Here is a 13,112-nt window from a genome sequence, read left to right as displayed (position 1 = left end):
CTAAAAATTCGGTACCCATTTTTACCCATTTTACCAACTTATTAGAGATTTCAAAGCCGCACGCATTGCGCATTCTAGCGTCAAGCAGTTGTCGCTGCTTTCTCTATTCAGTCTTCCATGGATAGGGTGGAAAAGCAACAAGAAACGGAGGGTATTATGAGTATGGATCGAAGGACTTTTTTTAAAGGTGCTGCCGCTGTCGGGGCAACAGCGGTAACAGCAAGCTTGATAGGGTGCAGTAGCGGAGGCGCGAACGAAGCAAACGGATCGGATGCAACGGATAGGCGATATCCGGGAATACTCGATGCGCAAGACTTCGAAAACTCAGTGGTAAAGATCGACCCTATCAGCGAATTCGTCGCCGAGCATACCTATGATATCGTTGTCGTGGGTGCGGGGACATCGGGGCTGCCGGCTATCCTCACGGCACTAGAGGAGGGCGCCTCGGTAGCCTGTCTTCAAAAAGAAAGCGTTCCTGTTTCCCAAGGCAGTTCATCGACGGGTTTCCTCATCGATGAAAGCACCGAAACGGGTCTCCTGCGCTTCATGCAGATATTCAGAGAAAAGTGCGAGTTTCGCGTCAACTGGGATCTTCTCAAGACCTATGTAGACCACTCTGGGGAAACGATTATGTGGATGTATAAAATGGGGCAAGAAGTCGGTTTTTCGCCCTATAAGACAATCAAGGAATACGTTTCTTACGATGAAAACGGGTACGTGACGAAATTGACCAATCGGTTCGGACCGAAGCCGCAGAATAACAATAATCTCATAGCGAAGCTTTCTGATATGGCCGAACAGAAGGGGGCCGAATTCTTTTACAGTACACCAGCCGTTCAGCTTATCGTGGAAAACGGAGCGGTTACCGGTGTTGTCGGCGAGTCGAAGGAGGGGTACATAAAATTCAATGCAGAAAAGGCAGTGATCCTTGCTACGGGCGACTATCAGAACAATGACAGTATGGTGGAGAAATATAGCCCCGACCTCGTTAACTTCGCTCGTAAGCAAATCAATAAAACCGGAGACGGACATCTGATGTCGATGCTTGCCGGAGCGCAGATGTGCGGCGTCAATCATTCGCATCAAATGCATGATGGGGACACGGGCCCCATGCGAAACGAGCCTTTTCTGGCGGTCAGCGTTGAGGGAAAACGCTTCATGAACGAAGAGATCGTCATGAGCAATTGGAACATGGGCCTACGCGACAACCCGTACCCGGCGGGACAATTCTGTCACATTTTTGACAATGATTATGCGGCACAAGTTACAGAGTGGGGTGGGAAACCTGCTTCAGAGAAGGAAATTCTTGCCTATTCGCCAGAGTCGGGAGTAAGTGCGGAAGAAGGGGGTCTAACTGATGGGCGCATGGATGATCTGATCGCTACCTATTATGCCGATACGCTTGATGAACTCGCTGAAAAGCTCGAAATTCCCGCTGATGCGCTTAAGGAAAGTGTGAAACGATACAACGAATTGTGCGCAGCAAAGGCAGACACCGACTTCGGTAAGCAGGCTAAGTATTTGCAGCCCATTGAAAACCCACCATTTTGGGGAGTGCGCCGCAATATTCGCATAACGGCAATATGCTGCGGGATTGCGGTCGATCCAAACTACCAAGTGGTCGATGAGGAAAAGAATCCCATACCGGGTCTTTATGCCGTAGGGTTCAGCGCTGGTGATATATGCGGCTCAGTCGAATGGAATACGTACGTCGTCGGCATGTCCAACGGAACCTGCATGACTTCAGGGCGCATTGCAGCCGCCCATGCAGTAAACGGCGAAATCAAACTTTCCAAACCTGTTACCTGGGAGGAAATGTCGGAATACTATACAAACCTCGGTCAAGGCGGAGGACGCGCTTTCTAGCCCTAGGCGGAACGGCTGACACGTTTTGGCAGAACGAGGAGTCGTGTTTGCAAATGCGCAAGGGATGGTGGAGAAGACGCCGGGGATCACCGGAAAAATGACGGGCCTGAAAACCTTCACTCTCAATGGCGGATCCGCTGTCTATCGAGAGGGGAGTCTGTTAGATATATACAAAAGACTCCCCTCTATGACTTTCGATAGTCTATCATGATGCTCTTTGATGCTAATGCCTCCAAAAGCAGGAGACTCCCGGGGCAATCCTGGGAGTCTCCTGCTTTTGGATTCAAAGAGACGATAAGGCGACAACAGGCCTATTCAATGATCTTGGCGCCTGCAAGTCTGCCGCCTGTTGCGCACCAACCCTGCTGGCTGCCAGTCATGGTTCCGACATCGTAGTCGAAGCCGTAAATACCCGCCGCGTCGCAGCCAACTGCGAACAAGCCGGGAATCACGCCGCCGCCTTCAGCGACGACTTGCATGTCGGGGGTAACCTTCAGGCCGCCAACGGTGGTGTAAAAGCTGGGAAGCAGCAAAGAGGTGTAGAAGGGTGGCTCGACGCGATGCAGCAGCGACGGATCCTTGCCAAACTCCTCGTCAATGCCGGCGTCGGCGAACCCGTTGTAGCGCTCAACGGAAGCCTTCAGGCCATCGGCATCGATTCCGTAGAACTCGGCGATTTCGTCCAAGGTATCGAACTTGGTGATATCGGGATCAGCGGCAACGTCGTCAACCAAAGTGGGGAAGGGGCCCATGACTCCGCCGGCGACAAGAACGAAGAGACCGTTCTCCTGCACATCCAGAAGCTCAGTCTCAGTGACGATGGACACGATCTTTTCCTGAGCCAGCGCCGTGTTGCCCAGGAAGGTGAAGTCGCCGGTGCTGTTTTCGTTCCAGAAGCGAGCTCCGCTTTCATTGACCTGGAAGTTGCAAGACTGTCCGAACGCAACAGCGACAGGGGTTTCGTAGCTGAAGGAGCTGGGGGGAGCTAGGAGGGAGTTCATGACCGCCTCGGGATGGTGCAAAGCGCCACCTGCCGCAACGCCCATGCTGATGCCGTTGCCGTCATGGCCTTCAGATCCCCAGAAGACGTATCCGTCAAGGTCGTTATGGGAGAACTCCTTAAACATCTCCGCGTTGTTGCCATAGCCGCCAGTTGCCAGGATAACGCCCTTTGCTGTGTTGATCAGGATCTCGCCGTTCTCGGTCTCGGCATAAATGCCCTTGACTGCACCGTCTTCGATCAAAAGCTCGGTAGCAGGGCTGGAGATTCTGAACTCGACGCCCATTGCGCGAGCGGAGTCTTCCAGCGGAGGAAGCATGTACTTGCCGACGCCTCCGGTAAGCCTGCCGCCCTCATTGGGCAGGAGCCAAGTGGGTGCAGAGCCGGCAATCTTGAACAAATCGTAGAAGGTTGCACCGTGGGTCTCAAGCCAGTCGATGGTGGGACCGCACTCATCGAGGAATTTACGCAGAACGACCTGGTTGCACGCCCAGTGATGATACAAGACAGACTTGTCCATCATTTCCTGGGGGTCGATCTCCACGCCCAATTCTTTCTGGAGTCTAGAGCCGATGGCGCCCACGCCTTCGGCGAAGACGGAAGAGCCGTACAAGGCGCCATTCTTCTCGAGGACGATGACCTTGGCGCCGTTTTCGGCGGCGCTCAGGGCCGCGCAAATGCCGGCGGTTCCGCTGCCAACAACGACGACGTCGCAATCCAGTGTTTCTACGGGATTGTGTTCAACGGGAGCGGCGCTGGAGCCGTCGGCCGCGTCCCCTGCGCCCATGGCATTCGAACAGCCCGCCAATGTAATGGCGCTAGCTCCCGCAAGGGCCAGGCCGGCCATTCCGGCGCCAGCAAGAAACGATCTCCTGTTCATGCTTGTTTTCATAAGGGTTCCTTTCCTCAAAAAAAGTAGATCGTACGTTGAGTTTATGTGCCCGGGCGTGTACCGTCTAATGCATTTATGTGCTATACTCCATTCCATATTGGAATGACGAGAGGCACATTCCCAATGCGCATAGATCAACTCCGAAGCTTCGTCGTTTTATCCGACGAGCGCAACTTCACAAAGGCTGCCGAGCGGCTGTATATGACCCAGCCCAACTTGACCAAGCACATGAAGGCTTTGGAGGGAGAGCTGGGCTGCAAGCTCGTTACGCGAGACCCTCGCAGTGTCGGCTTGACCGCAGCGGGGGCGGCGTTTCTTCCTTTCGCCCGAAAGACCGTTCGTGCCATGGATGACGGCGTCGCCGCAATGCGCGAAGCCCAGAGGCACGAGGGGCAATCGTTGAGAATAGGCGGCAGCTTCCTGAGCTACAACATGATTGCCCCGCAGCTGGCCGCAGATTTCGCCGAAACCCGCCCTGAGCTCCGCATCGAGTTCAGCGAAGTCAGAATGGAAAGGGCTATCGTTGACATCCGGAAGGGAGAGTTGGCGGGCGCTTTTCTGGGGTCCGTGGACCTCAACGACTTTTCGGAGCCCTTGCGGCACATTCCCATAGAAGTCATGGGCGAGAAGGCCTTGGTCGGCTGCAGCCATCCGTGGGCGAGTCGAGAATGGATAAGCAAAGACGACTTGGAGGGAAGCACCCTTCTGTACGCGGGAAGACTTCCCAGCCCGCGCATAAGCCCCGTCATGAAGGACCTGGAGGATTTCGGCATAAGCGCGTCAATCAACCTGGTTGACCTAGAGGGCAGTATGTTCAGAATGGTGGAACTCGGTCAGGGGGCCGCCTGCGTGCCAAACCACTGGACTGCTGAGGGCTACAGCGTCATCGAAGTCCCCTATATTTCTGACAAACGTATCAACTGCTCTTTTGTCTGGAACTCTCAACATATGAGCCATCCGTTGAAAGAGTTTATTGACTACCTTCACGCTAAGAATCTGAACGAAAAAAATCCTGCGCAATAGATTTTTCATTTCGAATAATGTTACTTGGGCCGGACTACTCATTTGCTGAGTTGCTCATTTGGTCGTACGCAATTCCACCTACGATCAAGGCTAGTGAAACCATTTGAGCCAATGTATAGGAAGTAGCGCTTCTGTTGCGATCCTATCCTTGATCATAGCTCGATCGCTCGGGTTCAATCTTGCCCGTAAGAGAGCCATCCCTCTGGGTGCCAAGATAGTGGGTTACGACCTCTTCAACTGTCGTTCCTTTTCTCTTGATGGCGACAGGTAGACCTTCTTTTTCTGCCAACTCGTTGATCTCGTCGAGCTACGCCAGACCCACTTTTAGCCTCACGCTTCAGGCGACCCTCCATCGTCTTAGATTTGGCTCTCCGCTTACCATCTTTGCCGCGATAGCAAGCGCTAACCGCCCATGTATTCGAAGAGCTCTTCTTATAGAGCAAGCCAGTATAGAAAGCCGTTTTCCGGCCTCTGAGCGCTCTTGGCTCATTCCGGCATTTCCATCATATTCTGAAACAAGATATCGAAAAGCCGTTACTGTGAAAATCCAAAGTAGCGGCGTTATCAGGAGTTTTGTTATAGTTATCTGATATACAATTACCCCCCCTCGAATCGAATAAATGTTCTTATATTGCACTTCATTATACGATTTGCACTTCAGTTTATCCTCGTTGATGCAGTTGGCAAACCGTTGATACTCAAATAGTGCTCAGCGTACTAATCACAAGCGAACTTTAGTTTAAATTCTCGTATTTCCGCGTCGATGTCAGCACGACTCAAATTGAGCGCGAACTCAAAAGGTATTGATTGAGCCATAGGGTGAGCATGCTGGTTCATCATGGTCTTTTTGCTGCACAAAAAACTGCGATTGACCGCCGGGGATCCATCCCACTGTGGCGGCTTTCCTTCTCTTGGGAAAATATAGTCGATCTTTTCACCCAGTTGTTTTCCTTGAAGATTCCTGCGTTCATCTTCGGCAATGCCTTCCATGAGTCGTTTCTCGACCCACACCCTCAATGCAATGAACAGGATCATTTTTTCGATGCACATATCAATAAATGTAGGCTGAATTTTGCAATCGTTTTTCTTGTCGATAAGGTCGACAAGGTATTGATTTGTCAGGACTCCTTGAGTGCCAGACCATTCGAAGGGGCTGTCATAATGGAACAGTTGAGATTGTTCGCTGTCTCCTTCGCGTTTCGATATTTCACGAAGGTAAGGAAGTGCGGTAACCGTGGCCTGATTTGTCGATGATTCGGCTTGCTGCATGAAAGCTTCAGGGGAGAGCCTACGTCCTTCATTCTTTCTTGGAACGTTGATGTCGGTTAGGAAGATACTCTTGTCGATTCTCTCAAGGTATTGATATTGAAATGTGCCGGGTGCTTGGCTATCGGCAATATTGATGCAGTTCATATTGTGCGTAAATACTGTAATGGGTCGATTATCTTCTCTCACCATCTTTACAAGTTCGAACATGATTACATATTGATTAGCAAGGTCGAAGCTCGAAAGTGGATCATCGATGATTAACGACTTTGAGTCATTCGCGATGTAGGCGTTAATGCCAACGATTAGCACCATGAGGTTTATTTCGCCGGTGCTATACGTGTCAGCATTTCTAGGGAGCGTGACCTCGATCGCTCCCCGTTCTTTCAAGAACTTCACCTTATTCGAATCTACATCGTATTTTGTGCAAAAGAAGTCTCTGATTTGGTCTCTGCGGTTTTCGAGTGCGTGGAAGAATGAGTCGCGCTTTTCTTCCAGCTTTTTTATTTCTTTATTTACCCTCTTCACCTCTTTGGCGATCGCGTCCAGTTCATCTGCTCGTGACTCGTTTCCTCGAGACAATATCGCTGCCAAAATATGGTCGTCAGAGGTTTTCGATTCGTCCCTAGAGGCTTCGATAATGGAGTCAATGCGATTAACTGCTTGCTCGAGCGAGATTTCGGGATGCTTTCTTTGATATTCGGTTAGGAGGGCCGATTTTGTTGTGGAAAGGCCATCCCTGCGCTTCTTAATGAGTTCCTTAATCCCGTCAATCTTTGTTCCGCAAATCGGACAAGAGTTGTCATTGTCGTCTAGTATCGACTCGAGCCTCGACATTGTTTCTTGAATTATGCCATTCCTTATTTCGCTAATCTCATCTGCAAGCAAAGTTGCTTTTTTTACTGTCGCGGCATTCGCAATATAGAAAGTCGTATTTTCTGGCTGAACAGCGGAAAAGAACTCTTTAGCTGTGTCTGGATTATAGCTTTCGATAGTTGAAAGCTCTTCTTTTTTGCAGTTTTTTCTGCTGGGGATAACCTCTTCTATTCTCGCTGCAGATGTTAGGCCGTATTGCTTAAGTGCTCCACCCAAATCAAACTTTCCCATAAGCTCCGCGAGCTTTTCCCTTGCTTCTTGAAGAGAGGCGATGTCGGCGCCAATGGTAATGGTCTTTCTCGACTTTAGTATGCCGCTTTTGTAGTCCTCGCAATCAACGAAAGTGGCCTGATTGCCAAGCTTGGTTTGCAAATGCCTGTATATTGAAGTTTTACCAACTCCATTGGGTGCCCAGATGATGCTGCTTTTATTCAAATCGAGATCAAACTTTTGGAAGTCTAGGTATTCAATACCTGCCATTTGATCATTATGGATTACGAGCTCCATGTCGTTTACCCTTTCACATTCTTTTGCCGGCATCAAGTAAGCAGCTACGCCCTCGGCGGCAGCTCGGCCGTCACATTGACCTGACGCCTGCCGGACTGCTTGAAGGCGCGGTCGGTCTCTTCGCCCATCAGGTCGAACGTTGCGATCCGGAAGGAGAAGTCCTCCTGCCTCGCCGCGGTCGGATCGGCCTTCAGCTCGTCTATCTTGTCGGCTAGGCAGACAAAGCCCCGCCCCATCATGTTGTCCTGTGTGCGCAGTCGGGGGCCGGCGTCCACATCGTTCTCTGGCGTCAGACTCGCGGTCTTCGCGATGGCGAACAGGTAGTGCATCGCCTGGTTTGGGCTGCCGAAGTAGTGCCTCGCTAGCGCCGCGTCGGTGATTCTCAGCGCGCCGCAGAGCGACTCTATCTGTTTCGCGCGGGGCAAGCGCTTGCCCTGTTCGTAGCTGCGCAGCGTGAATAGGCCGATGCCCGCCCTGTCCGCGAGCTCTTCTTGGGTAAGGCCGCAGATGAGGCGGATCTCCTTCAGGGCCTCGGCGAAGCGTCTGCTGACCCACCGCTGCTCGGAGTCGGGCCTCATCGGGTCGTACTCGGGGTACACGTCGGGGAAGTCGGCCTTGCTGAAGTGGTCGTGGAACACGTCCTTCCAGAGCTCGTAGTCGTCGCGGAACGTGTTCTCGTTGGCACACATCGCCTCGTACGCCTTAGCCCACCGTCGCACGCCCTCGACAAAGAACTCGCGCACGGGGACGAAGTAGGCGCATTCCTCGTCGTAGCCGAACTCGAAACCGTAGGCGTCGGCGAGCTCGACCGTCATGAGGAACAGCTCGTTCAGGCTGGCGAGGCCGTTGAACGTGGCCAGCGCCTCGGGCATGACCTCCAGCGCGGTGGCAAGTCCCCGCAGATGCTCGGGCTTCGGCGTGCGCCTGGCTAGCTCGTAGTTGCGCACGGTGGACTCGTCGATGCCGGCGATCTTCGCGACCTCCTTCTGGGTGAGGCCGCGCTGCGCCCTCAGCTTCTCCGCAAGGCGGTACTCCTCGCGCTCCCTCGACAGGAACGGGTTCCTCACGTCCATTGAGCCTCCTCGTCCGCGCTTGCGCGCGAACTCCGTGGAATCGATAATACATCTGTATTCTAAATTAGCAGTGCGCAAATGTCTTGCTTTACAGTGCGCAGTTGTACTGCTATGACAGTGCGCAAACGTATCACTCCTGAATCGAAGGAGGCGAACAGGATGAAGATGATAAACGCGAAAGAGATAGTGGAGCTGAGGGGCGTCTCAAAGGCTACCGCCTACAAGATCATCCGCCAGGGCAACGCAGAGCTCGAGGAAAGCGGCTGCAGGACCGTGCAGGGCAGAGTAAACCGCGATTAATTTGAGTGCATGTACTTCTCGATGCCCGAGTAAAAGACGAGGGGGCGATTAGCATGGCGGTAGGCAAAGGAGAAGAACGGCACCTACACCGTGCAGTGCTGGTACTGCGACCAGCTCACCGGCGAGCGTCGAAAGAAGACCAAGCGCGGCTTCAGGAAGAAGGCCGACGTCGTCCAGTGGGAGCGCGGCTTTCTCATGAAGGCTGCAGGCTCGCCCATCAGGAGGTTTTCCGACTACTGCAAGATCTACAAGGCGGACCTGCTCCCGCGCCCGAAGTACAACACCTGGCGAACTAAGGACTACATCATCCGCGACAAGATCCTACCGTACTTCGGCGAGAAGAGGCTCTGCGACATCTCGCCAACTGATGTGCTGGAGCGGCAGACGCGGCTGATGGCGCGGACGGATCCGAAGAAGGGCAGGCGCTACAAGAAGACGTACCTACGCGCCGTGAACAACGTGCTGTCGGGCATGCTCAACCACGTCGTGCGCTTCTACGGATTCGCCGTGTACCCGATTGCGAAGACGGGGGGAATCGGCAGCGCGAAAGCAGACGAGATGAACTACTAGAGTGCTTCAAGTTCTTCGAGGAGGTCATGGACAAGCCCGCCTCCTTCGCGATATTCGAGCTTCTGTACTGGTGCGGAATACGCGAGGGCGAGGCGCTCGCGCTCATGTCCGAGGACTTCGACTTCCAGAAGAGCCTGCTGAGGATCACCAAGAGCTACCAGCGCATAGATGGGCGCGACGTCGTCACCGCGCCCAAGACCGCGAAATCGGTGCGCACTGTGGCGATGCCCGATTTCGTTGCCGAGGAGGTCGAGGAGTACATGCGGCTTGAGTCCTGCGAGGAGGGCGAGCGCATATTCCCCTTCGGCGAGTCGTACCTCTGCCACGAGATGGAAAGGGGCTGCAAGGCGTCGGGCGTGAAGCGCATACGTGTGCACGCCCTGTGCCACTCCCACGTGCCTGCTCATCGAGATGGGGTTCAGCATCGTTGCGATCGCAAACCGCGTGGGGCACGAGAGCGCCGACATCACGTTCCGCTACGCGCACCTGTTCCCGAATACGCAGGGCGACATGGCGCGCAAGCTGAGCCAGGAGAGGAGATTCGGGGATGAGCGATGAGCTGACAGACCCCCACGGGTGCTGGCGCAGCAAGACCGTGGCGTTCCGCGTCTCGCCCGAAGAGGACGAGCGCATAGACGCCCAGGTCGCCATGAGCGGTCTGACCAAGCACGAGAAGGTCAGCGACGAGGAGTGGAGGCGAGGACCCGTCCCCGATGTCGTTCACGCTGTCATAGCATTTGTGAGGGGCGGGCAGGCGCCTTCGTGGAGCGGGACGGCGTCCGACCTGCTGGCCGCGGTCGGAGGCGACGTGTGCGCCAACATCCTGAGCAAGTACCTCAACGAGCATTCGGGCTACATGGAGATGTAGAGCGTCGTCTACTCCCGTGGGAAGACCGGGAACGAGAAGCTCATCTGCTTGGAGCGAGGGTCGATCGGGGTCGATGGGAACGATGGTTCGCACATATAGGTTTCCATCGACCCTCATCGACCCTTCCTCTAGGGGCGCAGGGCATCCCCCGCACGTTTCAGGCAATGTAGTGCTTGCCTGCGCATGGCGGTTCCGAGGAGCCTGCTATTGTGTGGGCGAGCGTCTATCTCGTGTGCATGCGTGGCTGAAAACCGTCATGTATACGAGATGGGCTACTTGCCGGATTTGATGTCTGAGGCCCGTTTTGGGGAGGGCCGCTTCGGCAACGGCGGTTGTCAAAAAAGTGGTAAAAATGCGCCTGTAATTGTCGCCCGCAATGTGCTCGCTAGGGTCTGCGGAGTTTGGGATTCGGGCTGTAGATGAATGGGCCATGTACTTTCAGTCGATTGCAAGGTATTGAGGTAAAATAAAACGTTGAATTACTATGAATGGGAGGTTTCCGAAGAATGTCGAACAGCTGCGAAAGGCTCAATGCTATCTCGCTGTTTTCCGGCGCTGGAGGCCTCGATATCGGGTTTGAAAACACCGGTTTCAACATTGTTTTTGCTAATGAGATAGACAAGAATGCCGCGGCAACCTGGAGGGCCAATCGCCCTTATGGCGAAGTGATGCACGAGGGTGATCTTCTCGACTACATCGCGGCGTTTTCTGCATACAGAGGCGTAGACGTTGTTTTCGGAGGGCCTCCATGCCAGGGCTTTTCCGTTGCGGGCAAGATGAACCCGGACGATCCAAGAAGTCAGCTCATATGGTCCTTTCTTAAAGTGGTAGAAGAGGCACAGCCTCGCGCTTTCGTTATTGAGAACGTCCGCGCCCTTGCGCGGTTGAGCAGATGGAGAGAAGTTCGCAGCGGCATAGTCGCCTATGCCTCAGATCTTGGCTACGATTGCGATTTCGAGGTGTATTCTGCCGGCGACTACGGTGTTCCCCAGAACAGGGAGCGCGTTGTTTTCTTCGGAATTAGGAAGGACTGCGGAAGGGCAAAGCAGTTCTTCAGCAAGATGCAGCAGAAGAAATCGAAGCCCAAGGACCTCAAAGAGGTGCTTCTTAGCGCTGGAGAATACGGGACGGCAGAAAACCCGCAAACTTGCACATCGCATGTCTCTCTTGCGAAAAGCCCGGTTCTTCGCAAGAGTCCCTATGCAGGAATGCTTGTGAACGGTGCGGGCAGGCCAATGAATCTCGCAGGGGCGGCTCATACCCTCCCAGCATCGATGGGAGGAAACAAAACCCCCATCATCGACGAATGCGCTCTGCGTGAAGACAGGGAGAATTGGTTCGAAACGTACCACAGGCGTTTGCTTGCCGAGGAGACCACTCCGGATGTCGAGGTCGTACCCGATACGATTCGCCGCCTTACCGTGAAAGAGGCTGCCTTGTTGCAGACTTTCCCGGCGAACTATGTCTTTTCAGGACCCAAGACCGCTCAGTACAAGCAGATCGGCAATGCGGTAGCTTGCAATTTTGCGGAGGCCATAGGTTCGTCTGTTGCTGAAACCCTTCTATAGGGTTTCAATCCTTTGATAAACCCAGCTCATCGCTTCAGGTGTGGCATGGACCTTCACCATGGCGTCTTCCAACAGGGAGAAAACGAACGGTGCATCGAGGTCATATTGAGTGGCGAAGAAGTAGTCGAGCAGTGAATCTATGGTCATGACCCCAATCATCATGCCCTTCTGCTCGTATTCCTTCTTTGCATCATTGAAATAACGATAAATCTCATCATTCAGCGCGCTTGCTCGCCCGGCAATAAAAAGCATCGAAGGGGCACCGCATTCGTGTGCCGTTTTTGCTGCTTTCTGAACTTCTACGGCCGTAAACGGTTTGTCCTTCAGCTCGATCGCTAGGCAGGGGCTTCCGTCTGGGTGGTAGATATCCAAGTCGCTCATCTGGCTGCTTGATGCTCCAGATTGATTGACTGGATGCGCGACGACTTTGTAGCCTTCCTTTTTGGGGTATGTGACAGAGAAGATGGAATGAGCCACTAATAGCAATGCCAGACCGCCATAGGTTTTGTCCAAGAGGGAGTCCATGAAATTGCGCGTTGAAAAGACGTTGGTGGACACGATTGCTGTCGAGAATGCTTCTGCCCTTTGTCTCTTGGCTTCGGCAATCAGCAGGCATTCTGTTAGGAAATAATCGAGGCATTCCCTGGCATCAGCGGAGTTAGTGACTTTTGGAAGATTGTCGCAGAGCGCGTAAAGTGCCTTCTTCGGGTCTCCGCCTGCCGATTTGTTTTCCTTGCTCAGGCGAGGATGCCGTCCGGGGTTGTTTACCAATGGGTCTTCATTGCTGCCGTCCAATACATCGTCAAGGAAATCCTTTTGGAACTTGTAGACGACGCGACTACATAGTGATCGTGCGTCATATGCGCCATCAGACTCGTCTCCTGCTTGAAGGGAGAGTATGTCGATGTTTTCATTCGTCGCCTTTGCCGTAAGTGCTGTCAGCAGGATATAGCGATAGGTAAGGCAATTCTTTCCGCTGAGAACGAAATCAATCGTTGGCTTAATGGGGCAGAGGAGTTGCGGGTCGCTCTTTACGCGCCGCAGAGAAGCCATCAGCTCGTTCATTGCCAATGTTTGGTCTACTGTCTGCTCCAATTCGCTCGACCCCCCCGCTCTTCATTGTCGGAACTGAAATGATGTATTGTTTGTCGTTCCGATGCTAACGTACTAATAATACACGTTTTCGCTGGATATGCTCAGGTTGGGTACTATCTCGTGCCTCTGGGTACCAAATGGGTACCAACCGTTCGAGACTGTATGGGTTCCGGTAGCTTCTATTGCTGCCCTGAGTGATCCGTAGATC

The 13,112-nt window shown here is 53.3% G+C and carries 11 protein-coding genes; 7 read left to right on the top strand and 4 right to left on the bottom strand.

What is annotated here, in order from left to right; translation table 11 throughout:
* The first annotated feature begins 117 nt into the window (after nt 1-117).
* Nucleotides 118-1,866, top strand: a complete 1,749-nt coding sequence (locus tag MWL89_RS11650) for an FAD-dependent oxidoreductase (protein WP_244386166.1) — start codon at nt 118-120, stop codon at nt 1,864-1,866.
* 311 nt (nt 1,867-2,177) lie between these two features.
* Here MWL89_RS11650 and MWL89_RS11645 read toward each other — a convergent pair whose 3' ends face one another.
* On the bottom strand, nt 2,178-3,758 hold the full coding sequence (locus MWL89_RS11645; protein WP_244386165.1) for an FAD-dependent oxidoreductase: 1,581 nt from the start codon (nt 3,756-3,758) through the stop codon (nt 2,178-2,180).
* Between the two features lie 123 nt (nt 3,759-3,881).
* Here MWL89_RS11645 and MWL89_RS11640 point away from each other — a divergent pair, with 123 nt between their 5' ends.
* Nucleotides 3,882-4,781 (top strand): LysR family transcriptional regulator, encoded by a 900-nt coding sequence (locus tag MWL89_RS11640; RefSeq protein WP_244386164.1) that lies wholly within the window; start codon nt 3,882-3,884, stop codon nt 4,779-4,781.
* Between the two features lie 717 nt (nt 4,782-5,498).
* Here MWL89_RS11640 and MWL89_RS11635 read toward each other — a convergent pair.
* Entirely contained in the window at nt 5,499-7,430 is a 1,932-nt protein-coding gene (locus tag MWL89_RS11635) for a hypothetical protein (RefSeq protein WP_244386163.1), read from the bottom strand.
* 44 nt (nt 7,431-7,474) lie between these two features.
* Nucleotides 7,475-8,503, bottom strand: coding sequence for a helix-turn-helix domain-containing protein (locus MWL89_RS11630; RefSeq protein WP_244386162.1), 1,029 nt, complete (start codon nt 8,501-8,503; stop codon nt 7,475-7,477).
* Between the two features lie 159 nt (nt 8,504-8,662).
* Here MWL89_RS11630 and MWL89_RS11625 point away from each other — a divergent pair, with 159 nt between their 5' ends.
* The 5 genes from MWL89_RS11625 (at nt 8,663) to MWL89_RS11605 (ending at nt 11,809) form a co-directional block, all read left to right on the top strand.
* A complete protein-coding gene (locus MWL89_RS11625; protein ID WP_244386161.1) occupies nt 8,663-8,803 on the top strand; it encodes a hypothetical protein in 141 nt (46 codons plus the stop codon).
* Nucleotides 8,804-8,893: 90 nt separating this feature from the next.
* On the top strand, nt 8,894-9,373 hold the full coding sequence (locus MWL89_RS11620; protein WP_244386160.1) for a tyrosine-type recombinase/integrase: 480 nt from the start codon (nt 8,894-8,896) through the stop codon (nt 9,371-9,373).
* 26 nt (nt 9,374-9,399) lie between these two features.
* Nucleotides 9,400-9,924, top strand: a complete 525-nt coding sequence (locus MWL89_RS11615) for a site-specific integrase (protein WP_244386159.1) — start codon at nt 9,400-9,402, stop codon at nt 9,922-9,924.
* Nucleotides 9,921-10,241 carry a BTB/POZ domain-containing protein gene (locus MWL89_RS11610; RefSeq protein WP_244386158.1) on the top strand — a complete coding sequence of 107 codons (321 nt, stop codon included), beginning with the start codon at nt 9,921-9,923 and terminating at the stop codon, nt 10,239-10,241. Before MWL89_RS11615 ends, MWL89_RS11610 begins: the two co-directional genes overlap by 4 nt.
* A 506-nt stretch (nt 10,242-10,747) precedes the next feature.
* Nucleotides 10,748-11,809: a DNA cytosine methyltransferase gene (locus MWL89_RS11605; RefSeq protein WP_244386157.1), complete on the top strand. Its 1,062-nt coding sequence runs from the start codon at nt 10,748-10,750 to the stop codon at nt 11,807-11,809.
* Here MWL89_RS11605 and MWL89_RS11600 read toward each other — a convergent pair.
* The gene (locus tag MWL89_RS11600; protein ID WP_279611916.1) at nt 11,804-12,904 is read right to left on the bottom strand and encodes a restriction endonuclease, SacI family; all 1,101 of its coding nucleotides are present in this window, start codon (nt 12,902-12,904) and stop codon (nt 11,804-11,806) included. The two genes, MWL89_RS11605 and MWL89_RS11600, sit on opposite strands and share 6 nt — an antisense overlap.
* Nucleotides 12,905-13,112 lie beyond the last annotated feature (208 nt).

The sequence above is a fragment of the Raoultibacter timonensis genome (assembly GCF_022845715.1).
Lineage (GTDB): Bacteria > Actinomycetota > Coriobacteriia > Coriobacteriales > Eggerthellaceae > Raoultibacter > Raoultibacter timonensis.
This window is presented reverse-complemented; position numbering and strand designations above follow the sequence as displayed.